The organism is Pseudoalteromonas sp. A601, from assembly GCF_002165575.1.
Taxonomy (GTDB): Bacteria; Pseudomonadota; Gammaproteobacteria; order Enterobacterales; family Alteromonadaceae; genus Pseudoalteromonas.
This window is the reverse complement of sequence record NZ_MXQF01000005.1, coordinates 1-24,230: the sequence shown is the minus strand read 5'-3', so window position 1 is coordinate 24,230 and position 24,230 is coordinate 1. Positions and strand designations below refer to the sequence as shown.

General features: G+C 39.9%; 24 protein-coding genes, 1 pseudogene and 1 riboswitch. Of the genes and pseudogenes, 20 read left to right on the top strand and 5 right to left on the bottom strand.

From position 1 onward, the window contains the following. Positions 1–2: 2 nt before the first annotated feature. A complete protein-coding gene (locus B5G52_RS05155; RefSeq protein WP_087531639.1) occupies positions 3–1,283 on the bottom strand; it encodes a hypothetical protein in 1,281 nt (426 codons plus the stop codon). A gap of 162 nt (positions 1,284–1,445) precedes the next feature. On the opposite strand from B5G52_RS05155, the gene nhaD reads away from it, so the two are divergent. Both nhaD and lysC read left to right on the top strand, forming a co-directional pair. Beyond that, positions 1,446–2,693, top strand: a complete 1,248-nt coding sequence (gene nhaD, locus B5G52_RS05150; RefSeq protein WP_087531784.1) for a sodium:proton antiporter NhaD — start codon at positions 1,446–1,448, stop codon at positions 2,691–2,693. Positions 2,694–2,807: 114 nt separating this feature from the next. After that, a riboswitch (Lysine riboswitch) is annotated at positions 2,808–2,979 on the top strand. Between the two features lie 75 nt (positions 2,980–3,054). Then, positions 3,055–4,455 (top strand): lysine-sensitive aspartokinase 3, encoded by a 1,401-nt coding sequence (gene lysC / locus B5G52_RS05145; protein ID WP_176372509.1) that lies wholly within the window; start codon positions 3,055–3,057, stop codon positions 4,453–4,455. On the opposite strand, the gene B5G52_RS05140 is transcribed toward lysC, so the two are convergent. Beyond that, entirely contained in the window at positions 4,429–5,178 is a 750-nt protein-coding gene (locus B5G52_RS05140) for a 4'-phosphopantetheinyl transferase superfamily protein (protein ID WP_087531637.1), read from the bottom strand. The two genes, lysC and B5G52_RS05140, sit on opposite strands and share 27 nt — an antisense overlap. A gap of 153 nt (positions 5,179–5,331) precedes the next feature. Between B5G52_RS05140 and B5G52_RS05135 the strand changes: the two genes are divergently transcribed. The 7 genes and pseudogenes from B5G52_RS05135 to B5G52_RS21880 all read left to right on the top strand — a co-directional run. Further along, positions 5,332–6,654 (top strand): sodium-dependent transporter, encoded by a 1,323-nt coding sequence (locus B5G52_RS05135; RefSeq protein ID WP_087531636.1) that lies wholly within the window; start codon positions 5,332–5,334, stop codon positions 6,652–6,654. Positions 6,655–6,750: 96 nt separating this feature from the next. Beyond that, positions 6,751–7,155: a biotin/lipoyl-containing protein gene (locus B5G52_RS05130; protein WP_087531635.1), complete on the top strand. Its 405-nt coding sequence runs from the start codon at positions 6,751–6,753 to the stop codon at positions 7,153–7,155. Between the two features lie 17 nt (positions 7,156–7,172). After that, complete coding sequence (locus tag B5G52_RS05125; protein ID WP_254911143.1) at positions 7,173–7,658, top strand: zinc-ribbon domain containing protein; 486 nt, start codon at positions 7,173–7,175, stop codon at positions 7,656–7,658. A 790-nt stretch (positions 7,659–8,448) separates the two neighbouring features. Further along, the gene (locus B5G52_RS22295) at positions 8,449–9,171 is read left to right on the top strand and encodes a GTPase (RefSeq protein WP_254911142.1); all 723 of its coding nucleotides are present in this window, start codon (positions 8,449–8,451) and stop codon (positions 9,169–9,171) included. A gap of 245 nt (positions 9,172–9,416) precedes the next feature. Next, a complete protein-coding gene (locus tag B5G52_RS22290) occupies positions 9,417–10,031 on the top strand; it encodes an AAA family ATPase (RefSeq protein WP_254911141.1) in 615 nt (204 codons plus the stop codon). Further along, on the top strand, positions 10,024–10,872 hold the full coding sequence (locus tag B5G52_RS05115; protein ID WP_087531633.1) for an HNH endonuclease: 849 nt from the start codon (positions 10,024–10,026) through the stop codon (positions 10,870–10,872). Before B5G52_RS22290 ends, B5G52_RS05115 begins: the two co-directional genes overlap by 8 nt. Positions 10,873–11,072: 200 nt before the next feature. Next, positions 11,073–11,196: pseudogene (locus B5G52_RS21880) on the top strand (transposase); the annotation flags it as partial. Positions 11,197–11,724: 528 nt separating this feature from the next. Here B5G52_RS21880 and B5G52_RS05110 read toward each other — a convergent pair. Both B5G52_RS05110 and B5G52_RS05105 read right to left on the bottom strand, forming a co-directional pair. Next, entirely contained in the window at positions 11,725–12,705 is a 981-nt protein-coding gene (locus B5G52_RS05110) for a 2-hydroxyacid dehydrogenase (protein ID WP_087531632.1), read from the bottom strand. Further along, complete coding sequence (locus B5G52_RS05105; RefSeq protein ID WP_087531631.1) at positions 12,671–13,192, bottom strand: glutathione peroxidase; 522 nt, start codon at positions 13,190–13,192, stop codon at positions 12,671–12,673. The genes B5G52_RS05110 and B5G52_RS05105 overlap by 35 nt, the downstream gene beginning before the upstream one ends. 122 nt (positions 13,193–13,314) lie before the next feature. Between B5G52_RS05105 and B5G52_RS05100 the strand changes: the two genes are divergently transcribed. From B5G52_RS05100 to B5G52_RS05050, 11 genes are all read left to right on the top strand, one after another. Beyond that, positions 13,315–14,196, top strand: coding sequence for an NAD(P)-dependent oxidoreductase (locus B5G52_RS05100; RefSeq protein ID WP_087531630.1), 882 nt, complete (start codon positions 13,315–13,317; stop codon positions 14,194–14,196). Positions 14,197–14,386: 190 nt separating this feature from the next. After that, positions 14,387–15,025 (top strand): thermostable hemolysin, encoded by a 639-nt coding sequence (locus B5G52_RS05095; protein ID WP_087531629.1) that lies wholly within the window; start codon positions 14,387–14,389, stop codon positions 15,023–15,025. Continuing rightward, complete coding sequence (locus tag B5G52_RS05090) at positions 15,025–16,497, top strand: AMP-binding protein (RefSeq protein WP_087531628.1); 1,473 nt, start codon at positions 15,025–15,027, stop codon at positions 16,495–16,497. The genes B5G52_RS05095 and B5G52_RS05090 overlap by 1 nt, the downstream gene beginning before the upstream one ends. After that, the gene (locus tag B5G52_RS05085) at positions 16,494–17,183 is read left to right on the top strand and encodes a TenA family transcriptional regulator (protein WP_087531627.1); all 690 of its coding nucleotides are present in this window, start codon (positions 16,494–16,496) and stop codon (positions 17,181–17,183) included. Before B5G52_RS05090 ends, B5G52_RS05085 begins: the two co-directional genes overlap by 4 nt. Next, positions 17,180–17,974 carry an SDR family oxidoreductase gene (locus tag B5G52_RS05080; protein WP_087531626.1) on the top strand — a complete coding sequence of 265 codons (795 nt, stop codon included), beginning with the start codon at positions 17,180–17,182 and terminating at the stop codon, positions 17,972–17,974. Before B5G52_RS05085 ends, B5G52_RS05080 begins: the two co-directional genes overlap by 4 nt. A gap of 2 nt (positions 17,975–17,976) precedes the next feature. Next, positions 17,977–18,624, top strand: coding sequence for a hypothetical protein (locus B5G52_RS05075; protein ID WP_087531625.1), 648 nt, complete (start codon positions 17,977–17,979; stop codon positions 18,622–18,624). Between the two features lies 1 nt (position 18,625). Further along, a complete protein-coding gene (locus B5G52_RS05070) occupies positions 18,626–19,285 on the top strand; it encodes a response regulator transcription factor (RefSeq protein ID WP_087531624.1) in 660 nt (219 codons plus the stop codon). Continuing rightward, positions 19,285–20,589 (top strand): ATP-binding protein, encoded by a 1,305-nt coding sequence (locus B5G52_RS05065; RefSeq protein ID WP_087531623.1) that lies wholly within the window; start codon positions 19,285–19,287, stop codon positions 20,587–20,589. Before B5G52_RS05070 ends, B5G52_RS05065 begins: the two co-directional genes overlap by 1 nt. A 13-nt stretch (positions 20,590–20,602) precedes the next feature. Further along, on the top strand, positions 20,603–20,929 hold the full coding sequence (locus B5G52_RS05060; protein WP_254911149.1) for a cupredoxin domain-containing protein: 327 nt from the start codon (positions 20,603–20,605) through the stop codon (positions 20,927–20,929). Further along, entirely contained in the window at positions 20,916–21,656 is a 741-nt protein-coding gene (locus tag B5G52_RS05055) for an iron transporter (RefSeq protein ID WP_087531621.1), read from the top strand. Before B5G52_RS05060 ends, B5G52_RS05055 begins: the two co-directional genes overlap by 14 nt. Next, the gene (locus B5G52_RS05050) at positions 21,653–22,357 is read left to right on the top strand and encodes a hypothetical protein (RefSeq protein WP_087531620.1); all 705 of its coding nucleotides are present in this window, start codon (positions 21,653–21,655) and stop codon (positions 22,355–22,357) included. The genes B5G52_RS05055 and B5G52_RS05050 overlap by 4 nt, the downstream gene beginning before the upstream one ends. 85 nt (positions 22,358–22,442) lie before the next feature. Here B5G52_RS05050 and sbcB read toward each other — a convergent pair whose 3' ends face one another. Beyond that, a complete protein-coding gene (gene sbcB / locus B5G52_RS05045) occupies positions 22,443–23,888 on the bottom strand; it encodes an exodeoxyribonuclease I (RefSeq protein WP_087531619.1) in 1,446 nt (481 codons plus the stop codon). Between the last annotated feature and the right edge of the window lie 342 nt (positions 23,889–24,230).

Sequence of the window (24,230 nt, the reverse complement as noted above, 5' to 3'; positions counted from 1 at the left end):
GGTTACTCATTCCCTGTTTGGTTATGCGTGGGATCAACAGGCTTTGTATTAAATGGAAAGAGTGAAAAGTGTTGTCCGGCGATTTTAACCCGCATTTTTTCATCGCTTTGACTGATTTCAATATCAGTATCGCTAACGAGTTTTTGATATAAAAACAGCATTTCGTCGGCTTCGAGTTCTGGGTAACTTTCTCCAAGAAAAGTTAATAGAGGCTCTGGCTTTTTACGTTTAGCATTAAAACGCTTTTTAAAGCTGGTTTTAACATTGTTATAATCTGGAATATTCGGTGTCACATATGCTGGCACATCTTGTTGGTCAGGCAATTCATATTCACTGTGTTCAAATTCCACTAAGCCAGCCATATAAGCCACCATGTGGCGTTGTTGACCCAGTGAAAAGCGCTGAGCATCTGATACAAAATGCGGTTGCACACTGCTTAGCATGTTGTCTACGCCATTTTTACGAATCAAACCAAGTACTTTCGCTGCTTGGCGGGTGATCATATTATTACGACGCAGCTCTTCGCGCAGAGGCATAAGCATATCGGCACTTTTACGTAAGCTCTCGCGTCCAACAAGGTGCATTTCCAAAATACGCGTACGCAATTGTTCAAGCATACGTTTATCTTGATACGCTTTACCGGAGCGCTCTATATGCACTATTTGCGTACTTATCTGTTCTTCAATAGTGCTAAAGCAAGCATGAAAGTCACCACGAATATCAACCATTTCGAGCATGGGTTCGATGTATTCGTCAAAGGCTTCAATGACTGCTTTGTAGCGTTTTTGCAACGATTGCACCGCGTTATTGGCTTTTGCTTGCTCCACAATATTTAAAATCGCGTTTTCGTTATGAGCAAACAGCTTCATTATTTTACGTACCCGGTCATCCATAATGCGACTAAAGCGGCGTAATTCATCGTAGTCTTCAATTTCACCAGCATTGGCTAAGCGGTTGCCTAAGCGTGCTAAATCTTCAACTAAAACACTGATTTCTTGCGCAAGCCCCAAATGTTCTTCTTGCAATAAAAAGGTTGCAAAATCAGCAATAGCACGGTTAATCTCAAGCTGAGACGATTTTGCTAATGGAATAATAATATCTTGATTTAAAAGTCGGTTGGTTTCTTTGTAAATACGCTCGTTTGACCAAGTTGGTTGTTTTTGTTTGATCGCATTTTGTACGTCTTTTAAGCTAAAATCAGCCATTTTAAATCGTTTAAATAATAGTTCTAGCATTCCCCAGTGCTCGGTTAGGGTATTTAGTAACTTTTTAGCTGGGATCATAACGCTCCAGTAAATCTCTTTTTAGGCTGTATCAGCGATTAGTAATAAAATAGGTAATTGGCAATAGTTTTACAAAGCCTTTGGTGCTAGACTGCGCGCCGTGTCACATAAGTGACATCAAGAATGCAATTTTTACATTTTTCTAAAGGTTGTTCAAATACCATGGTAACGTCAATTATCCTAACCCTGATAACGCTGGCATTTGTGCTCATCGTTATAGAGGATATTATCCATGTAAACAAGGCCAAAACTACGCTTTTCTTTGGCACTTTATGCTGGATTATCTTATTTATCTCGCCGCTTAACGGGCAAAGCCCCGAAAATATACAACATCAACTTGATCACAATATTTTAGAGATTGCCACACTATGGTTGTTTTTAATGGCTGCAATGACTTTTGTTGCCTATTTGAACTCCAAAGGTTTTATCCAAAATATTGTGCACAGAGTGATGCCAAGTGCCATTAGCGAACGTAAGCTGATGTTTTTAATTGGTGGCTTTTCCTTCTTATTTTCGTCGATATCAGACAACATTACCGCTACGCTTATCTCACTTGCAGTCGTGATGTCGTTAAAACTCGATCCGAAAAAGCTCATTAAATACGCTACGCTAATCGTTTTTAGTGTGAACTCTGGTGGGGTGTCACTCATAACCGGTGATGTAACTACCTTGATGATTTTCCTCGATGGTAAAGTCAGCATAGCAAACTTGCTATTGCTTATTGTGCCAGCACTTTCAAGTGTTGCACTGTTGGCAATTATGCTGTCGTTTGGCTTAAATGGTGCTGTTGAGTTTACCAAACAAGAAGAGCGTCGCATTGAAAAAACCGATATCACTATCGCGGTTATTTTCTTATCAACCATTATGGCTACATTAATGCTTAGTGTACTTTACCATGTACCGCCGTTGTTGACCTTTTTGTTTGGTTTGTCACTGATGTTTTTAACTGCACAGTTTTTAATGCGCAAAAAAGACGTAAACAAAAAAATCATCGATTACATTCGCGAAATAGAATACGACACTTTGCTATTTTTTGTTGGTGTGCTGTTACTCGTTGGTGCATTAAAAGAAGTGGGTATGCTTAGTAAGTTCACTAACTTATATGAGCTAATGCCTGCGCAATATGCAAATTACCTCATGGGTATTCTATCAGCTGCGGTTGATAACGTGCCGCTAACAGCTGCATTGTTAAAAGCCGATATCGTAATGAGCCCGCAGCAGTGGCTGTCGTTTACCTATGCCACAGGCGTGGGTGGGTCTATGCTTATTATAGGTTCGGCCGCGGGTATTATTGCCATGAGTAAAGTAAAAGCGCTGACCTTTATGAGCTATTTACGTATGTCGGTTTATTTATTAATTGCTTATACGGTAGGTTATGTTGGATCTTATGTTGCCGGGAGTTTTATTTAATCGTACGAGATTTAATAAAACAACTTGACAGCTAGACGTCTAAACGATAACTTTCAAAGCCCGCTTTATAGCGGGCTTTGTTATTTTAGCCACTAATTTAAAGTAGTTAATCTAACATTCAGAAGAGGTGCGATATTTAGGTACTTAATGTGAAGCGACGTTTGCTTTTGATCATTAAGGAGGGAAATACTCGCCGAGAAGAACAACTGACGTCACAGTGGTTTTTCGGTTTATGGGGCTGAATCCTCAAAACTGTCACCAATTTAGGTGGAGAGCTTCTGGCAGTGGACTTTTCTTATCAAGCACCCCCTTGCCAAGTTCTTCTTGTATTATCGTGGTTAATGCCACAACAGGAGACGACATGAATACCCAAGTAGTTACAAATAACACGCAACAATTAAGCAATGCAAAATCAGATTACGTTGTCGCTAAATTTGGTGGTACAAGCGTAGCTAATTTTGACGCAATGAGCCGTTGCAGTGAAATTATTGTAGCTGATAACACAGTGCGCGTTGTAGCTGTGAGTGCCAGCGCCGGTGTAACAAACCACCTCGTTGCTTTATGCCAAAAAGACTTAACTGTACCAGAGCGCAGCGAACACATTAATGGTGTGATTGCTATTCAAGAAGCCATTTTAAATGAACTGTCGCTTGATGCTGATTTAGCACACGGTTTTACTGAAACAATTAAAGCGTTTAAATCGCTTGCCAGTGAAACGCTTAAATCTAAGCAACAACACGATGAATTATTAAGCTTTGGTGAGCGTTTATCGTCGTATTTATTTACCCAAGTATTACGCCTAAATGGTTTAGATGCGGTGCGTTTTGATGTACGCCAAGTATTAAAAACTGATAGCCAATTCTCAAAAGCAACGCCAGATGTTGAAGCGACTGCAATGGCGGCAAAAGCGCATTTAATTCCATTACTAAAAGAACATGTTGTTGTTACTCAAGGTTTTATTGGCAGTGATGCCCATGGACAAACAACTACCCTTGGCCGTGGTGGTTCAGATTACAGCGCGGCGTTATTAGCAGAGGCTGTCAACGCGAAAAGTGTACACATTTGGACAGACGTTGTGGGTATTTTTAGCACCGATCCGCGTTTGTGCGTAAAAGCCACACCTATTGCCCGTTTAAGCTTTGATGAAGCGGCAGAAATGGCCACCTTTGGCGCAAAGGTATTGCACCCTGCAACAATTTTACCAGCCAGTAGAAGCCACATTAGTGTGTTTGTAGGTTCAAGCCGAGAGCCTGAGCGTGGTGGTACGTGGATCGAACGTGAAAAATCTCAAGTGCCAGGTATTCGTGCTGTTACGCAACGTAAAAACCAAATTTTGTTAACCCTAAAAAGCCCTGAAATGCTTTTAGCCAGTGGTTTCTTAGCGCGCGTATTTACTATATTGAGTGAGTTTAATATCTCAGTTGATTTAGTGACAACCTCTGAAATCAGTGTGGCAATTACGCTTGATAATGCACCGAATGCGTCTCGCCCTGAGCTTGATCAAGATTGTTTAGATAAACTTGCTGAATTTTGCCATGTATCGGTTGAAAACAACCTAACGCTGGTGGCGCTCATTGGCTCTGAAATTCAGCTGCGTCAACAAGAAGTAAACTTAATGAATGTGCTTAGTGATTTTAACATTCGTTTAATTTGTCACGGTGCGAGCAAACACAATTTATGCTTTTTAGTTGAACAAGCTGAATCAGATTTAGTTGTTCAAGCTATTCATAGCCGTTTACTTGAGCTCGAAAGCGCTGCTTAATTGCTGTAAGTCAGTGATATAAAAGCACTGCCAGTCAGTGCTTTTTTTATTCACGATAGATATGTCAAAGCCTTCAAATACCGTGCTTTTAGCATTTAAATTAGCCGTTGCGAGCTCGGTGAAAACATGTGGACTGAGAAGTTGAGCAATAGGGCGGCTAGTCGCTTTGGCGAGTGCTTCTTTTAAGGTCCAAATCCTAAAAAAACGCTGGGCAGCACATTGCTCGGTTTGGGTTATTAAGTTGACTTCTTGTTGATGATAAAAATGTTTAGCCAGTTTTTCAAACGGGCGTTTTAAGCTTACCTTCTCAATATCAAATCCAAACTCGACCCGCTCAATATTGAGCGCCGCACCAACAAAACCGTTTGAATGAGATAAACAACTACTCAAAACGGTATCGGTGTTTTTTATATGCAATAAAAGCTTGCTACTATGGTCATCAAATTCAGAGCTTATGTGATGAGCGGATGTATTGGCAAATTCAGTAAAACAGTGTTTCACTAAAAACTTAAGCAGTAAACGTGTGGCGAGATACTCTTGTTTTGCTTTACTGCTTTTTCTGCGTTCAATAACAGCTTGCTCAAATGGGCTGAGTAAATTATCTAATGCAAAATCAGCAAAGTTAATAGACTCTGCGTTTAACATTAAAACGCTTTGTGCATTAATATCAGACGCACTAAATGGGTTTACAGTTAGGTGCTGATCAAAGTATTGGTTAAGCATAAAGTCCAGATGGCTAGCAGTGAAAATATAAAAGCTGGGTATAAAGTGCGCATTTACTAATGGTCTGTGCCAGCATTGACAAATTTATTACTCAGTCGCTGTGAAATATGGTTTAATTCACAATAATGAAAAATAATAACAGATAGTAGATGTATGGCACAATTGCGTGATGGTTTTCAAAGCCGCCTTGGTTTTGTTTTAGCGGCTTCTGGTGCTGCGGTTGGTTTAGGTAATATTTGGGGCTTTCCTACACAAGCGGCGAATCACGGCGGTGGTGCGTTCTTACTGGTTTATTTTATTGTTATATTTCTTTTGGCTGTGCCTGCTTTGTACACCGAGCTGTATTTAGGACACCAAGCACAAGCTAACCCAGTTAAAGCACTTAAAAACGCATGGCAAGATCAAGCACCAAAAGTAGGTGCGGCTGCGGGCTATTTAGGCCTAGCGGGCGCCATAGTAATGCTAAGCTTTTACTCGATTGTAGCAGGGTGGATGCTTGCTTATGCGCTTGAGCCCATTACCACCTTCTTCGGTTTTACTGATATAAGTAATTTTTTACAAACAGATTCAATGGCGCGAAATTTTGTATTTACGCCGCTGATGCTCATCTTGACTGCCAGCATTATTTTAAAAGGGGTTAAATCGGGCATTGAAACTTGGTCTCGTCGTTTGATGCCAATGTTGTTAGTTTTACTAGTGGGTTTAATTGCCTACATCGCCACCCTTGATGGTGCAAACGAAGGGTTTGCAGCTTATTTAGTGCCAAATTTTAGCCATATACTCGACCCAAACTTGATAATAGCCGCTATGGGGCAGGCGTTCTTTTCATTGTCACTCGGTGTCGGCTGTATGATGATTTACGGCTCGTATTTACAACCCGATGCTAACTTACCGCGCTTAACTGCATCGGTGGCATTGCTTGATACTGGCGTAGCGTTTCTAGCTGGTTTGTTGATTATTCCTGCTATTTATGTGGCGCAACACAACGGTGTACAAGTTTTTGCTGATGGTAAACTCATTGGTGAAGGCCAACTTATTTTTGCAATTTTACCAGAGCTATTTAATACCATGGGTGAAATAGGCTTAGTGGTAGGCTTATTGTTTTTTGTTTTGATGTCGATAGCGTCATTAACCTCAACCATTTCATCGACCGAAATCCCCGTAGCATTTTTAGTTGAAAACCACCAAGTAGAACGTAAATCAGCGACCTTTATTGTGAGTCTCACCGTACTGGCAGCCTCTTCATTAATCATCTTTAATTTTGATTGGTTATTTGGTTTAGTGATTATGGTATTAACGCAATATCAGCTGCCATTAATGGGCTTGTTTTATTTTATTACGGTAGGGTGGTTATGGCGCCGTGGTAACCAACTGCACCAAGCAAGCAGTGGTTTTAAGTTTTGGTTTGCTCAGTATATTCGCTTTGTGTGCCCTATTTTAATGACCGCCGTGTTTGCTAACGTGGCGTTTGGTTAATAGTTTAGCCGTCAGCCGTCAGCCGTCAGCCGTCAGCCGTCAGCCGTCAGCCGTCAGTTTTTTAGTTTTGAGGGTTAGTACATCCAAGGAGGGATCATGAATAGAGAAGTTAAAATACCGACTTTACCTGACTCGGTATCAACAGCAAAAATTGCTAACCTTTATGTTAATGAAGGTCAATTAGCCTACGTAGACGATGTGTTATTTGATGTTGAAACAGACAAAGTCGTGTTAGAAGTGATGGCAGACTGTAATGGCATTATTGAGAATTTAACGATTGCTAATGGCGATGCCGTTACTGGCGAGCAAGTTGTCATGACTATAAAACAGCTTGCCGACAGCGAACTACCAGCACGACCAACTGTTGAACAGCCTCAACCACGAGTAAGCGACTCAGAAGAAAATGCTACTGTTTCTCCTTGGTTAAGTAAGCTAAATAAAAGTTTGATTATTGCGCTAGCAGTAGGGGCTTTAGCTATCCTTTTTGTGCTTGGAAAATAGCTAATATGAGCAATTATGTGAACCATCCACTATATGGCAGCGAGCCAATTCCCTCTGGTAATAGCTATACAAAACAAGAAATCAATAATGCCCATTGGCGATACGAAAATGTGCGTTACTTTCCAGAAACAGCAATCCCCGCAGTTATAGAAACACAAAGTTACAGTGTATATCCAAGGCAACTCTACGTTGATATAGCAGAGCACTGTGTCGATTGTCACAGAGCTTTTATATTTTTTGCTAAAGAGCAGCAATACTGGTTTGAACAATTAAAGTTTTGGGTTGATGCACATGCAATCAAATGCTTTGAATGCAGAAAGAAAACCCGTGCATTAAACCGGCTGCAAATCAGCTATGCAAACTTAATCATTAAAGAACATAGAACGCCTGAAGAAACGCAATTGCTCAAGTCTACAACGCAGCAACTGTTTGATTTAGGTGTGATCAGCAAGGTAAACAAACTAAACGCTATTCGTAAAATTCAAATAGATGTATTTAAGTGACTTAAGTGGTTGATTTATAAAAGCCGATAAACAGGGCTTAACCAAACTTGATAGTCAGAAGTATGTCAATTACAGACGTTGAGGAGTTTTAATGTCTGAAGGCAAGATTTGACCCCTTTGGGTTCCAGCGCACAGCAACTGTTTGATTTAGGTGTGATCAACAAGGTAAATAAACTAAACGCTATTCGTAAAATGTGAGTAGGCATATTTAAGTGACTTAAGTGGTTGATTTATATAAGCAGATAAACAGGGCTTAACCAAACCTGATAGTCAGAAGTATGTCAATTGCAGACGTTGAGGAGTTTTAATGTCTGAAGACAAGATTTGACCCTTTGGCTTCTAAAGACGGCTTAGGTAATTATTAGTAACAGATTAATTTTATTAAAACTTATAGGACCAAACGGGTATAAGCACTGATGAATTAAACGGTATTGTCTTATTTGAAACCTCAGTATGACATCTGCCCTAGAGGCATCGTGGGTGCAAAGGCAAATAAGACTTTTTGGATCTCATGAGGGCGCGGCAACGAAATAGCCACTAGACGCCGGATATATGTCATAAGACCGTTACCTTTATTAGTAAAAACTCGCTGGCGCGATGATCATTATGTAACAAAAATGTACTGTAAAAGAATAAAAATCACCTAAAAATTTGACTCAGGCGAAGTGACCATATATGTCATTTTAAGTTTTCTTTCAAAATATTTTTTCACTTGAATTCAGGTATTACTCCTGAATTTACTCTAAAAAATAAGTTACCATTGTAGAATGAACTGGAAAAAGGAAAGAGTATGGAATTCAGGATTATTTCTAGAGATGCCAGTATATCTGCGCCAAAACCTAGTACAGTGTATTTGAAAATAGATCATTGGAATGATTTTTCATTTGTAACAATGTTCTATTTATCATTTTGTAATGAAGACGGGGAATTAGATGGTATTGGCAGTATTCGAATTGGGTTTAAAGGGCAAACATCGAGTGAGAGTACGTATTCACAGCTAGACAAGTCATTTACTAAACTATGTAGTAAATTTTTCTCACTCGGGGTCGATGAACCCTTTTACGAAAACTTAGCATCTTACTCAGATATAGTAAAAAAGGCTATTTTAAAGCCCCTAAATGATATCGTCTTCAATAATGAGATCATTTCGACAATTAGAGAAGAGGAAGTATTTAGCACTTCATTGCTAAGGGATACCACTTTATCTGAAATTAAACTCGGTTTTCAGAGAGTCTTAAATGGACTTCCAGCTTTAACAGATTATGATTTTGCTTTTGTTCGAGACTCCACCCTTGACATGGCTCAGATAAGGCTAGACTTTAATGTTGAAAAGAGTTCCACCCCAAGCACCAATATCCATGCCATTATAGGTAGAAATGGCGTAGGTAAAACGACTTTATTAAATAGAATGATAGATTCGATAGCCAATACTTCAGACTCTAGTACTACTAGGTTTATGGATTGTGAACGCAGGAAAGAGCAGCCTATTGAAGCGGATTACTTAGTAGCTTAGTCTCTGTTTCATTTAGCGCATTTGATCCTTTTACTCCACCATCAGAGCAATCAGATCCTGCTAAGGGGACATGTTACTTTTATATTGGATTAAAAAGCTTTGATGGAGGTGGGAAAAATCGAACTATCGAAGATCTACAAGAAGACTGCGCCGCTGCATTAATCGAGTGTTTCAGAAAAAAGGAAAAAAGAGAACGTTGGCATAGAGCTATAGAAAAGCTAGGTTCAGATGAAAATTTTCATTCTATGAGTCTTCAGTCCCTGTATAGCAAGTACAAAGAATTTAAAAACGGGGTAGATCCTGAAATTAGAAAAAACCCCGATGCTTATAGAAAACTATATCTTAAGTCTATTGAAGATGATTTAACGAAAATGAGCTCAGGACATGCGATAGTCCTCTTAACTATAACTCGCCTAGTAGCAACTGTAGGGCAAAAAACATTAATTTTGATAGATGAACCTGAAAGTCATTTACATCCACCGTTATTAGCAGCATTTATCAGAGCATTGAGTGAGTTAACATATGACAAAAATGCAGTAGCGATTATTGCTACGCATTCTCCCGTTGTACTTCAAGAGGTGCCCAAGTCTTGCGTATGGAAGGTGAATCGTATTGGCTCAACTATGGAAACTTGGAGGCCGAGAGTCGAAACTTTCGGGGAAAATGTTGGTGTTTTAACAAAAGAAGTATTTGGATTAGAGGTTGCAATGTCTGGCTTTTATGATCTTTTAGCCAAATCTGTAGCTACTGGAGGAGAATATGAAGATATTGTTCACGAATATCGTGGTCAATTAGGAATGGAAGCTCGAGCGTTGTTAAAAGCATTGATCATGGAAAGAGAGCGCAAGGAAAATGATTAAGTTAGATTTAAAGAAAATAGATATGGAATATACGTTTAATGCTTGTGCCGATGGAATAACTGACAAAAAAGAGCAAAAGCGTTACAACCAAAGTTTACCAGAGTTAATAAATTTGGCTGATGAATATGTAGATTTGGGCGAGCAAGGTTTGCTATATAAAATACCAGCTCTTTCGAAAGAAAACTCTGATAAACCAGTTGTTGGCAGTATTCATTCTGACGAGCTGAAAGAACTTTATAACTACTATATGGTTAAAAGGCCTGTAGGTAGGAAAGCCTATGATAAAATAATGGCTACAGCGCAGGAACGGTGCCCTTTTTGTGGTGGGATTGGTAATCCTAGAAATCTCGACCATTACTTACCTAAAAAGCATTTCCCACTTTTTTCAATTACTCCTCATAATCTAATACCATCTTGTCGAGATTGTAATATGGATGGCAAAGGAACTAGATATGCTAAACAACTGGAAAAGCAGATTATTCATCCTTATTTGGATAATTTTATTTTTTTTAACAGTCAGTGGGTATTTGCTGAATATAAAGAGGGTCAGCCTGGAGAAATAAACTATTACGTATCAGCTCCAGAACAGTGGGGGGAGCATGATAAGAGCAGAGTTGAAGAACATTTCAGGGCATTCGAACTGGCAAGAATATATGGAAGGGTGGCGAGTTCTCATCTAGGAGAGTTGTTACCGCAACTTAATTCTATGTCAGAACAATTTCCTGATGAACCTGAATTAATAGCTAGAATTTTGCTTAAACCTGTTATTGAAAGTATAGAGTTTAAAAACCATTGGAAGAGAGTTATGTATCAAGCAATTATAAAAAATTTACAGATCTAATTTTGCATTTAAAACTTATTTAAACACATATCAAAATCTTGGTTATAACCAATCAACTGAGGTTTTATATGAAAAAGAAATTTAAATTCACCAATGCCAGCATCAAAGAGAGAAACAAAAAAGACACCCATTTTTAAAGTTTGTATTTCCTCTATTTTTTACTAACTTTTAATTAGTTCAAAAAACAAACACGGTGATGTATGGCCGTTGCACGAAAGCGTCAAATAAGTTTGGGTTGATACAAAGTACTATCATTGTATTTCTTGCTGTGTACACCGAGCATTTCTATGCGGTGAAGACCGTTTTACTGGTCTATCCATGAAGACTGACATTTTAGTATTTATGCGACACGCAGTTTGTGTCGCATAATCGCTTGTTGGACTGAGGCACTACCTGCTCGGTGTGTCAGAGTTGGTGTTCTTTATGCGATGGGAATTTGCTTTTTATGACCTAAGCTACATCAAGCCAATTTCATCGGCATGCCTGCCCTATCTAAGCTATCCCTGCGTAGCTCAGTATTTATTATGCCCCTATGAAACCTAATATTTAACAGTTAAGCAATGATATTTTCTCACGCACAGCCGCTACTAGCCTGAGTAATTAAGCAGGTTAATCATACGAATAGCAATTGTGTTATCGATACTGAGTTAATGGGGTCAAATCAACCTTGACTTCATACATCATAATTTATCACTGTCCGCTGCTCCCTCGGAGCAGCCATTCAACTGAATTCTAAATAGCGTTAGAGCTGATATTAGCCACACCAGCTTAAGGAACATAACGGGCTTAAACAAAGCTCACTTGGTTGATTTTTTTTGCCTCGGTTTTTAAACTTTGATCTAGCACCTAGCCTTATTTAACCTCATTACTCAGCGGCTGGTTTTTAGCAAACTCAATCGCGTTATTAATTGTAGTCTGGGCTATTTCACTTAATGCTTCTTTGGTAAAAAAGCCTTGATGTCCGGTGACTAACACGTTAGGAAAGCTTACTAAGCGTGAAAATATATCGTCTTGCATGATTTCGTCGCGACGGTCTTTAAAAAATAACTCTGATTCTTGCTCGTAAACATCGAGGCCTAAATAGCCAAGTTTTTTGCTTTTGAGTGCGCTAATGCATGCTTTACTATCGACTAATGCACCGCGTGAGGTATTAATAAGCATCACACCTTGTTTCATTTTACTAAAGGCGTGCTCATTAATTATGTGGTGTGTTTGGTCGTTCAGTGGACAATGCAATGAGATGACGTCACTTTGTCTTAATAATGTATCAAGGTCGCAAAGCGTATAATCACCTTGTTCGGCGTAGGGGTCGCATACTAAAACGTTGGCGCCAAAACCGTTTAGAATGTTTACCAGCGCAAGGCCTATTTTACCACAGCCAATTATGCCAATGGTTTTTTTAAACAGGTTAAAACCAAGTAAGCCATTTAAATCAAAGTTATCTTCACGTATGCGATTATACGCTTTATGGGTTTTGCGGTTCAGCGTGAGCATCAAGGCTACACAATGCTCGGCAACCGCTTCAGGGCTGTACGCTGGCACACGGCATACTTTTATATTGTGGGCTTTAGCAGCTGTTAAATCCACATTATTAAAGCCTGCGCAACGTAATAAAATACATTTAATTCCTTGCTCTGCTAGTTGTTTTATTACTGCTTCATTAGCGAGATCATTTACAAATATGCATACAGCATCAAAACCTTTGCATAAAATGGTGCTTTGCTCAGTGAGCGCTTGTTCGAAATGAGTGATTGAAATGCTTGGTTGGTCTTGCAAGCATGTATCAAAAGGGGTTTGCTCATATTTTTGCGAACTGAAAAGCGCTACTGTCATCTGATTCATTGAGGGTACTCTCTATCACCATTTTTAAGGTTTCGGGTTTTGTGCGCGGGGCATAACGCACAGATAACTGACCTTCTGAGTTTATAAGAAATTTTGTAAAATTCCATTTTATTGCGCGGTTTTGTGCAATTCCCCGAGTATGTGTTTTTAAATAGTTAAACAACGGGTGGGCGTCAGGCCCGTTTACCATTACCTTACTAAACACTGGAAAACTAACATTAAAATGATGGTGATAAAAATCTTTTATATCAGCGTTTTCTAGAGGCTCATTGTAATCAAATTGATTACATGGAAAAGCCAAAACGATAAAGCCTTGCGATTTATATTGTTGGTACAGCTTTTCAAGCGCAGCTAATTGCACTGAAAAGTTACATTTACTCGCTGTATTGACGATTAAAATAGTTTTACCTTTTAACTGGCTCAAAGCAAAATCTTCGCCGTTATAAAGGGGGGCACTGAATTGATATATGCTATCCATAGTTTACCTGTACTGTATCGTCCATGAAGAAATTTAATGAAGACTTTTTCATTCGCTTTTTGTCTGTTCGGTTGAGATAATCAAAGTATCTTTTTAAGTTACCACTGAAATAGGAAAGTTTTATGTCAATGAATGTATCATTTATCGGTTTAGGCGTAATGGGTTTCCCAATGGCTGGCCACTTAGCTAATGCTGGGCACAATGTTACTGTGTATAACCGCACAACGGATAAAGCACAGCAATGGACACAACAGTACAAAGGTAATGTTGCTCTGACTCCAGCATTTGCAGCTAAAGATGCAGATATTGTTTTTATGTGCGTTGGGAATGACGATGATTTACGTTCAGTGATTTACGGTAACGATGGCGTTCTGGCAGGAATGACAGATGGCACTATTTTAGTGGATCACACGACAACCTCAGCTGAAGTTGCACGCGAAGTGTCTGCAAAGGCGGCATTACAAAATATCGCGTTTATTGATGCGCCTGTTTCAGGTGGTCAGGCGGGCGCTGAAAATGGCGTATTGACGGTAATGGCTGGTGGAGATGAAACTGTCTTTGCTAAAGTGCAACCCGTTATGGCTGCTTTTAGTCGCTTTAGCCAGTTACTTGGTGAAGTCGGCTCTGGTCAATTATGTAAAATGGTGAATCAAATTTGTATCGCTGGTGTGGTGCAAGGTTTGGCTGAAGGGCTGCATTTTGCCAAGCAAGCCGGCCTTGATGGCGAAAAAGTGATTGAAACTATTTCAAAAGGAGCCGCTGGCTCATGGCAAATGGAAAACCGTTATAAAACCATGTGGCAGGGCGAGTACGAATTTGGCTTTGCCGTAGATTGGATGCGTAAAGACTTAGGCATTGCCCTCGATGAAGCGAAAAACAACGGCGCTACTTTACCGATGACTGCAACCGTTGATCAATACTACGCTGATGTTCAGGCGCTTGGTGGTGGTCGCTATGACACTTCAAGCTTATTAGCACGTATTGAAGCACTTCATAAAAAGTAGATTATCGGATAATAAATCTATTTTCAGCATGTAGTTAGCGGGTAGATGTGCTTTGTTATCTCTGAAATCTTCGCTTAGGTAATCACTGACCCAAACATTGTTTGGGTTTTTTATAAAAATTAATTTTTCTTAAGGTTTATTTAAGTTTTGCTCGTTAGATTTTAACCATAGTCTAAAAAGAGCGAACACTATGCAATCACTTCAAGTTACTAACTTGCCTGTTACGAACACACACGATTATGTGTGTGCAAATGCAAACATGCCCTTGCGTGTGCAACTAGAGCAGGTTGTTAAAGCGAGTTTTGCCAGAGCCTATGGCGCTAATATTAAGCAGTTTATGCCGATATTATGCCAATTAAGTATTGCTGCTGATTCTTGCACATTAGGACTTAGAGCTGCTACTCAATCACTATTTATTGAGCAATACTTACCAGAGCCGATTGATACCTTTGTTGATGTACCGAGGGTAGATATTTACGAGCTTGGTAATTTATGTTCAACCAATCGCAAAGCAACTCTCGCTCATTTTGTACTAACGACTGAAGCACTTTACCAAATTGGCGCAAAATGCTTAGTATTTTGTGCCACTGTAAAGGTGAGAGCATTATTAAAAGTGCTGGGGGTTAATTGCACTGAAATTGCATTAGCTAATAGTCAGGCACTTGATAACCCAGCTGATTGGGGGGCTTATTATGAAAATAAACCAACACTGTGTGTAGTTGATTTAGCGGCTGCTCATGATTGTGTATTAAACACTCCTCATTTATTTAATATTAAACAGCGCTATCATCAAGCGAGTTGCCAATTAGCATCTCAATTGGAGGCATAATGGGGTTTTTATCGCAACTACCACATGCAGCGCTTGATACTGTGATTGTTGATCATCATGACCAACAAATGCAGCTGATCAGTAAGCAGGCGCTAATGCAAGCAGTGGCCGAGTTAATTAACGACTTAAAAGCGCTGGATATATCAGCTGTGGCGTTTGTAATGGACAATACACCAGCTTGGTTAATTGTAGACTTTGCATTGATTGAGTTACAAAAGGTGAGTATTCCGTTGCCAACCTTTTTTAGTCCACAACAGCTAACTAATAGCGTGAATAAAAGCGGCGTCTCGCATTTTGTCAGCGACACTCTCTGTGAACTTGATGGCTTAGAATGTATTACGACGTTGAGCGTGTTAACCCGCTACTCACTTTATATCTATAAAGTAAGCGCTTCGAGCCCAACAACATTTTTTACAGATACCCAAAAAGTAACGTTTACTTCAGGCTCTACTGGTGAGCCAAAAGGAGTGTGTTTATCTTTACAAAGTCAATTACAAGTGGCGACCTCATTACATAAAAAAATAGCGATAAAACAGCCAAAACATCTGTGTTTATTACCTTTACCAGTATTACTTGAAAACATTGCAGGGGTTTTTGCACCGTTATTAGCCGCAGGTGAAGTGCATGTTATGACACTGCCAGCATTAGGCTTCTCTGGAGCAAAATTAAATGATGCCAGTCAACTGATCAACGCCATTGATCGTGTGCAACCGAACACGCTTATTTTGGTACCTGAATTATTGACCTGTTTAGTCTGGTTTACCAAGCGGGGATGGACAGTACCAAAGAGCCTGAAGTTTATTGCCGTTGGTGGCGCTGTACTCAGCAGTGAATTGATCAGTATAGCGCGCAGTTTAGGGTTACCAGTTTACCAAGGTTATGGCTTATCTGAAGCTTCATCAGTCGTGAGCTTAAACACGCCAAATGATGATGATATAGAGTGTGCAGGGCGGGTGTTAAATCACTTGCAAAGCAAACTGGTAGACGGACAGCTATTTATTAAAGGACCCTTATTTTTAGGCTATTTAGGCCAACAGTCTCATGATCAAACGAGTTGGTATGCAACGGGAGATTTGGTTTCTCAACAACAAGGTCGGTTAACTATTAAGGGGCGTTTAAAAAACCAAATTATTACTAGCTTTGGGCGCAACATCAGCGCTGAGTGGCCTGAATCTTTGCTACTCAGTAACAGCGAAGTACAACAAGCTGTAGTCTTTGGTGAAGGTAAAGCGCATTTAGTGGCGCTTATTTATACATCAGTAAATATGGCTGATGCTGTGTTAGCCGAGCATTTTAGAGGTATTAACGCACAATTGCCTGAATATGCCCAAATTAAAACATTTCATCGCTTAGCTGAACCATTTACTGCAGAGAAGGGGTTATTAACCAGTAATAACCGTCCTAAACGTCAAGCAATAGCAAACTATTATCATGCACAACTAACAGCACTGTACAGTGAGGCAATATTATGAGTAATTTTTTCGAGACATTAAAATCACACACCCAAGCAGAGCGCGAGTATTTATTGGCTGCACCGATCATTACCCGGGTATTTAACGGGCAAGTAAGCACGACTGAGTATGCTTCATTTTTAGCACAAGCCTATCATCATGTTAAACATACGGTGCCATTAATGATGGCCGTGGGCGCGAAATTATCGACTGAACAAGAGTGGATCCGTGAGGCTGTTGCAGAATATATAGAAGAAGAAATAGGCCATCAAGAATGGGTGCTCAATGATATTGCAGCGTGTGGTTTTGATAAACAACAAGTACGTCAAAGTGCTCCCAAATTTGCCACTGAATTAATGGTAGCTTATGCCTACGATACAATTAATCGGGGTAACCCATTGGCATTTTTTGGCATGGTGCATGTGCTCGAAGGTACATCAATTGCGTTAGCCGATAATGCGGCAAGTAACATAGCCAATATGACCGGGTTACCTAAAAAAGCATTTAGCTATTTAACATCTCATGGCGCTTTGGATATTGAGCATGTGAAATTTTTTGAAGATTTAATGAATAAAATAGAGTCTCCTGCAGATCAACATGCAATAGTGTATGCCGCTAAATGTTTTTATAAGTTATATGGCAATATTTTTCGTGAATTAGATACAGATCCACAGTTTGTAAATAGTGACTTGGAGCAAAGTGCATGAACCGCCCACTTTGCGTGTTAACAGGTGCGACAGGCGGAATTGGTCAAGCCGTGGCATTAAAGTTGATTCAGCATGGCTGGCGTTTACTGTTAGTGGGTCGTCAACAAGCACTGCTTGAGGCATTACAGATTAAGTGTGGCCAAGACTGTGAGATATTTATTGGCGATTTAACATCAGCACAGACTCGGCAAAATTTACTCGAACATGCTAAATCACTCGGCAGTGCAACAATGCTTATAAATAGCGCTGGCATTAATGTGATGCAAGGTTTTAGTGAAATGACGGAGCAGCAAATAGATGATTTACTGATAGTTAATTTGTCGGTGCCAATTAAGCTATGCCAGCTATTTTTACCACAAATTTTAGCTAAAAAAGGCTCAATAGTTAATGTGGGATCATCGTTTGGCAGTATTGGTTACCCTTATCAAACCTTATATTGCGCAAGTAAATTTGGCTTACGAGGAATGACAGAAGCGCTGGCCCGCGAACTCAGTCACTGTGATGTAAAAATATTATATTTAGCACCTAGAGCTACTGATACAACTATCAATTCCGTGCAAGTACGCGCGATGAATAAAGCTTTAGGCAATACAATGGATCCACCCGATAAAGTGGCAGATGCGCTTATTTCATTATTGAGCTCTGGAAATTCACGCAGTTACATTGGCTTTCCAGAGCGCTTATTTGTCAAACTAAATGGGGCATTTCCATCCTTAGTAGATAACGCAATTGCAAAGCAACTTCCTAAAATTAAAAGTTTTTTTGTAGATAAAATTGATAAAGGTGAATGATTATGACTAAACTACTTTATATTAGCTGCTTGTTATCTGGGATATTTTTAACCAGTACTGCACATGCTGATCTTGCAAGCGAATTAGCTCAAGTGCAAACCAGTTGGGCAACTGTGAATTATGAGTTAGTAGATAAAGCGCAGCTCAATGCATTTGAAAAGTTATCAAAGCAGGCTGCCGGGTTTGCAAAGACCTACGATGATAAGGCTCAAAGCCATATTTGGTATGGTATTGTGCTTTCGAGTTACGCTGGGGCAAAAGGGGGCTTAGGTGCGTTAGGATTTGCAAAAGACGCTAAAGGACAGTTAGAGCAAGCCATAGAAATTGATGCTAATGCGTTATCAGGCTCTGCTTACACCAGTTTAGCGACTCTTTACAGTAAAGTACCGAGTTGGCCAATTGGATTTGGTGATGATGACAAAGCGAATGAATTATTCAACCAAGCGCTTGATATAAATCCAAACGGCATCGATAGTAATTATTTATACGCGGCATTTTTGTATGACGAAAGAGAGTACAAAAAAGCAAAAAAACATTTACTTGCTGCCCAACAGGCACCGGCACGCCCAGGTAGGCCAAAAGCGGATTTATATCGCCAGCAAGAAATAACTCAACTGTTGGCCAAAGTCGAGAAGAAACTAAAGAGATAATATGCATTTATTGCTTGTTGAAGATGATAAATTGGTGGCTGAAGGCTTATGTCGATCACTTCGCCAACAAGGTTACAGTGTTGAACATTGTGCGAGTATAAGTTCAGCGATGCAATGGTTACAAAGCGATGAAATTGAACTGCTAGTATTGGATTTAGGCCTACCTGATGGCGATGGTATTGATGTATTAAAACACGTCAAAAAACATCGCCCTAACTTACCTGTCGTTATTTTAACGGCACGCGGTAGTATTGACGATAAAGTACAAGGGTTAGATTTAGGCGCTGATGATTATTTAGCTAAACCATTTGACCCTGCTGAGTTATTTGCCCGTTTAAGAGTCGCTAGTCGGCGCGTAACTCAAACGCAATCAAGTAAAATTACAGTGGCTAACATTGTGATGGATACTTCAGCATTCACTGTGTCAGTGGATCAGCAAGCTATTAATTTACCACGTAAAGAGTTTATGCTTCTTAAAGCACTGTTCGAAAACCAAGGTCGCGTGTTATCTAAACAACAATTAGAGAGCAAGCTGTACGAGTGGGGAGAAGAAGTCGGGTCAAATACTATTGAAGTACACATTCACCATCTTCGTAAAAAACTTCCTAAAGAGTTGATCAAAACCTTACGAGGTATCGGTTACGTGGTAGGCAAGCGCTAGTGTCAATCAAACGCAGACTCACGCTGATTATTTTATCAACAGTGATTTTGACTTGTTTTTTAGCCTTTAGTAAAGGTTACCGCGAAAGCATGATGCAAGCTGAGCAGTTACTTGATAATGAATTAAAGACTATTGCTCATGTATTAATCGAACAACCTATACACACAGATGCGCCGATGCTACGCAGTGATCTCACCCAATTACTGTTTCAAATATGGCAAGATAACAACTTACTCAGTGCGTCTGAATCATTAGCCGAGCTTGCGCAAAAACCGAGTCTGAATGGATTTAGTGTTGAAAACTTAGCTGGGCAGCGTATGCGAGTATTTAGGTTAACCATGCAGACAAAACAAGTGCTGGTGGCAGAGCCATTAAGTAAACGCTATGCCCTTAGCGAAACGATGATTTTATCAGCAATGACTCCTTTGCTTTGGAGCGTGCCGTTACTGGCGATATTAATTAGTTTATTCGTTAAGCAAGGTCTAAGCCCTTTAACTCGTCTTTCAAAGCTTTTAAAGACGAGGCAAGCTAATGACTTCACTGCAATTGATTGGCAAGTAAACGCGCATGAAATTAAACCGGTGATCTCACGTTTAAATGACCTGTTTAAGCGTGTAGAAAGTGCTTACTTAAGAGAGCGCTTTTTTGCCTCAGATGCTGCCCATGAATTACGTACTCCATTAAGTAGTTTAAAAATAAATGTACATAACTTACGCACTCAAGGTAATAATAGTTTAGAGCTTGATGCAATGGCTAAAGGTATCGATAAACTAAGTAATATTGTTGAACAAATGTTGATTTTAGGGCGCACATATCCTGAGCAATGGCAGGCGCAATTTAGCCCAATTTCAGTGCTTGAGATCAGCCAGCAAGTGGTTGCACAGCTATACGAACGACTTGATGAAAAACAGCATACGATCAGTATTGAAGGCGATGATTATGTTATTAATGGCGACCAATTTACCTTAGCAACCCTATTTAGTAATTTATTAAGTAACGCCATAAAGTATACGCCAAGTGGTGGTAATATAGTGATCCGCTTAAACAATATACACGGTGTGTTAGGTTGGCAAATTGATGATTCAGGTTCTGGCATTGATGATGCCCATAAAGCACGAATTTTTAATCGTTTTTACCGTGTTGGAGGTGATAAACACCCCTCTGGTGAGCAAGGTGCCGGATTAGGTATGGCGATAGTTGAACATATAGTAACAATTTATGGCGCGAGTATTTCTTTAGCTGATAGTGAATTAGGTGGCTTACAAGTGCGAGTTGAATTTATGCAAGGAGCAGGGAGTGAATAACTGCTTAGGGTTTATTAGCCTGCTGCTATTTAGCGTATTACCGTTTTCGTGTGTTGCTAAAGAATATAAATTAATTTTAAAAGATCATCTTTTTTATCCTGCGGAGATCATCGTACCGGCCAATACTAAACTAAAACTTTTGATTGAAAATCAAGATAGTACACCAGAAGAGTTTGACAGCTTCGATTTAAATCGTGAGAAAGTGCTGTATCCAAATCGCCGTAGTGTGATTTATATTGGGCCACTGAGCCCTGGGCGTTATGAGTTTTTTGGCGAGTTTTCACCTAATACGGCCCATGGCGCAGTATTAGTAGAAGGAAAGATTGATGCTGATAACTAGTTTGTTGATGAGTATTAATCAGCTTTTACCAGTCGTAATTTTGCTCGTGCTGTTACAGTCATTGCTAACACTAAACCAGCGAATGCTCATAGCAACCGCTTTTGTTGGGTTGCTGTGTAGTATTATTTATGTACAAAGTGCAGCGTGGTTGAGCCAGTTATTTGATTATCGCGGCTTAGAGTTTAGTCAAATGCTGTTGTGCGTCATTGTGTATGTTGCGTCACTTGTAAGTTGTAAGCAGCGACATTTATTCGCATTACTTGTAATAGTGGCGGTTATGGCGTTGTATCTGAGTCACTATTTTATTTATCTGGTTGGTTTTTGGCATAACACTGACACAGCAAAACCCTTGCTTATAGGAACATCTCTGGGAATCGGGATCTGCGGTAGTTTTGGTGTGTTGCTATTATTTTTACTGCACAGTGTTAAAGCACGATTTGGTGTATATCCACTGATGTTATTTTTGGCTTTTAATGCCTCGGCAAAATTACTTATCGCATTAGATTTAGCCAGCCAAATTGATTTGATCAATATTACCTCCAACTACTTTGATTGGCGTGCAGTGCTAGTCGAAAACTCAGAGTTAGGCCGTGTACTAAAGGCCTTAGTTGGCTATGAAGCAACGCCAAGCAAAACTGCATTATGGTTATATCTAGCTGCGGTTTTAGTTTTTATTTGTACCAGCATAGTATTTATTCGGCAATTTTCTCAAAAGGAGCCATCATGAGGTTTATTCTCGCGTGCTGCTTAACTTCACTTTTGTTTATAACATCGTCTAGTGTGCGAGCCGATGGAATAGTCGTAGACAAAGTTTACCACCCTTATGTTTTACCATTTGAACGTGAGTTTGAATGGCGTCTGATCTCTCATCAAACCGATAAAGGAAATATTTTAGCCCAACGAGTTGGCTTTGGTGGCTCATTAAACGACACCATGAGTTTGGAAGGCTATGCGGTTGGAGAGCGCGATGATGACGGTAACTTTGGCTTTTCAGCCTACGAGCTAGAACTGCGTTGGCAGTTGGTTGAACAAGGGCGCTTTTGGGCTGACTGGGGCGCTTTATTTGAACTTGAAACGCAAGAAGGCAAAGATAGTTATGAAGCCACAACGGGCTTTTTATGGGAAAAGGAGTTTGGTCGTACTAGCCTCACCATGAATGCATTTTTAGTGTATGAATGGGGTGGTGATATTAAAAACGAATGGGAAACTGAGTTTCGCGCACAGTATCGCTATCGTTTTCGCTCTGAGTTTCAGCCTGCTTTAGAGCTATACGCCGGAGAAGACTTCTTGGGTATTGGCCCCGGTTTTATTGGCCTGCATCGATTTTCGGCGAAGCGACAACTTAAGTGGGAAGCAGGGTTTGTCACCGAGCTTAGCCAACAAGGGAAAGATCACAGTTTTCGTCTTGCCCTAGAGTTTGAATTTTAAATTAAAAAGCCGCGACTAATCGCGGCCTTAAATCTTGTCGCTAGTTTTGCAAACTAGCGCTGTTTGTTTATAAGCAATAGGGAAACTACATACTCTGCGCGTAGTTATACAGCGCCTTTAAAATAGTTAAATTCTTTTCGTTATCGTCATGTTCATGGGCGAGGTTTTCAAGGGTGATCATAAAATCTTGTGCACTGATTGATGGTTGATCTTCACCATGCATTAATTTGTTTTGGCAATACTGACGCCATTGATCGAGCTCGTCTTGGCTCAGTGATTGCGGCCAGTTACGGGCACGGTACTTAAATAATAAGTTATCAAATTTTTTGTCTTCAAAATCTAATTGCATACCTGCTAATTGCTCAGGGCTGGCATCACGGATAATAGCAAATTTGGCTTTATCAGCGTTGCTGGTAAAACCATCATAGAGCATGTAATCAGTATTAGTGGTTTTGCCGTAATCAGGTCTGTCGTTAAATACCTCAGTGACTTTGTCTCGAAGGCCTGGGTTTGCTTTTAATATTGCAAGATTTTTTAAACATTGCTCACGGTCAATACCTAAGCGTGCGGCGTTTTCAGGCAATAACGTTTTAGCGGGCGCCAAAATAGGACATTTATTTAAATGTACCAGTTTTAAACCAACAGGCAGTTCATCTTCGCCAAGTTCGCTGCGTTTTGTGTAAAGGCGAGTGCGTAATTCCTCTACCGATAAATCCAGTAATACTTGTGGGTCTTCAGTTAAATTAAAGCATACCACTGCATTTTTATTCGTTGGGTGAAAACTCATCGGCGCAATCCAACTGGTGCAACCTTGCGTTGCAGGAATGCGGGATGATGTATGCACTAGCGGCGTCATGTTAAATACATCAACAAGTTCAGCGAGCGCTTTTTTACCACGTAAACTAAAAAAGAAGTTATACAGTTTTGGCTGCTTTTCTTTTATTAGCTTTGCCAATGCAATAGTGGCCGTTACATCACTCAGTGCATCGTGCGCGGCGGCGTGTTCAATGCCGTTAGCAACGGTTAAATGTTCTAATTTAAAGCTCGGGCTACCATCTTCTTTTAATGGCCATTCAATACCTTCAGGGCGCAGCGCATAGCAGGCGCGCACTAAATCAATAATATCCCAGCGACTGTTATTGTTTTTGTATTCACGCTCATAAGGGTCGTAAAAGTTACGATAAAAGCTATAACGGCTTACTTCATCATCAAAGCGAATACTGTTATACCCAGCTACACAGGTATTGGGCACACTAAATTCGGCATGAATTTTGGCTATAAAATCCGCTTCCACTAAGCCTTTTTGCATCGCCACTTGTGGGGTAATACCTGTGATTAAACATGCCTCAGGGTGCGGTAGGTAATCAGCCACTGGTTTGCAATATTCAATCAGTGGCTCACCAATAATATTTAAATCAAGGTCGGTACGAATACCAGCAAACTGGCTCGGCTTATCCTTTTGCGGGCTGGCCCCCCAGGTCTCATAATCGTGCCAATAAATAGTTGCTTGATTTTGCTCTTGATAAGCCATTAAAAAACCCTTTAAGTTAGCTCGATACGGTTGAAATACCGCCAAGTTACTAAATTTATGAATTATTTAGATTATGGCATATGGGCGGGGGAGTTTGTAGGTTAATTATAGCGACTCTCAAACTGATTAAGTTTTACCTGTGGCTATAAATATTTTTATAGATGAATAGGCTGTGTAATAATTATTGTGCTGAGCTGTAGCCTTGCTTTAATCGATGAGCAGTTAGCGAAAGTAGGGTGGTTGCAGTGGTTAAGCAGCATTAAAGTTACCTTTGATTATCATTTGATAGTAATAAGCAATTACTCGGTATTAGACTTAAGTCTATAGGTTAATTTTCTTCAT

Coding starts and splice junctions, on each gene's coding strand:
- B5G52_RS22295 (WP_254911142.1), top strand. CDS start 8,449: ATGGAATTCAGGATTATTTCTAGAGATGCCAGTATATCTGCGCCAAAA.
- B5G52_RS05130 (WP_087531635.1), top strand. CDS start 6,751: ATGAATAGAGAAGTTAAAATACCGACTTTACCTGACTCGGTATCAACA.
- lysC (WP_176372509.1), top strand. CDS start 3,055: ATGAATACCCAAGTAGTTACAAATAACACGCAACAATTAAGCAATGCA.
- B5G52_RS05075 (WP_087531625.1), top strand. CDS start 17,977: ATGACTAAACTACTTTATATTAGCTGCTTGTTATCTGGGATATTTTTA.
- B5G52_RS05105 (WP_087531631.1), bottom strand. CDS start 13,192: ATGGATAGCATATATCAATTCAGTGCCCCCCTTTATAACGGCGAAGAT.
- B5G52_RS05090 (WP_087531628.1), top strand. CDS start 15,025: ATGGGGTTTTTATCGCAACTACCACATGCAGCGCTTGATACTGTGATT.
- B5G52_RS05095 (WP_087531629.1), top strand. CDS start 14,387: ATGCAATCACTTCAAGTTACTAACTTGCCTGTTACGAACACACACGAT.
- B5G52_RS05115 (WP_087531633.1), top strand. CDS start 10,024: ATGATTAAGTTAGATTTAAAGAAAATAGATATGGAATATACGTTTAAT.
- B5G52_RS05070 (WP_087531624.1), top strand. CDS start 18,626: ATGCATTTATTGCTTGTTGAAGATGATAAATTGGTGGCTGAAGGCTTA.
- B5G52_RS05055 (WP_087531621.1), top strand. CDS start 20,916: ATGCTGATAACTAGTTTGTTGATGAGTATTAATCAGCTTTTACCAGTC.
- B5G52_RS05140 (WP_087531637.1), bottom strand. CDS start 5,178: ATGCTTAACCAATACTTTGATCAGCACCTAACTGTAAACCCATTTAGT.
- B5G52_RS05085 (WP_087531627.1), top strand. CDS start 16,494: ATGAGTAATTTTTTCGAGACATTAAAATCACACACCCAAGCAGAGCGC.
- B5G52_RS05080 (WP_087531626.1), top strand. CDS start 17,180: ATGAACCGCCCACTTTGCGTGTTAACAGGTGCGACAGGCGGAATTGGT.
- B5G52_RS05110 (WP_087531632.1), bottom strand. CDS start 12,705: ATGACAGTAGCGCTTTTCAGTTCGCAAAAATATGAGCAAACCCCTTTT.
- B5G52_RS05135 (WP_087531636.1), top strand. CDS start 5,332: ATGGCACAATTGCGTGATGGTTTTCAAAGCCGCCTTGGTTTTGTTTTA.
- B5G52_RS05100 (WP_087531630.1), top strand. CDS start 13,315: ATGTCAATGAATGTATCATTTATCGGTTTAGGCGTAATGGGTTTCCCA.
- B5G52_RS22290 (WP_254911141.1), top strand. CDS start 9,417: ATGAGTCTTCAGTCCCTGTATAGCAAGTACAAAGAATTTAAAAACGGG.
- nhaD (WP_087531784.1), top strand. CDS start 1,446: ATGGTAACGTCAATTATCCTAACCCTGATAACGCTGGCATTTGTGCTC.
- B5G52_RS05050 (WP_087531620.1), top strand. CDS start 21,653: ATGAGGTTTATTCTCGCGTGCTGCTTAACTTCACTTTTGTTTATAACA.
- sbcB (WP_087531619.1), bottom strand. CDS start 23,888: ATGGCTTATCAAGAGCAAAATCAAGCAACTATTTATTGGCACGATTAT.
- B5G52_RS05155 (WP_087531639.1), bottom strand. CDS start 1,283: ATGATCCCAGCTAAAAAGTTACTAAATACCCTAACCGAGCACTGGGGA.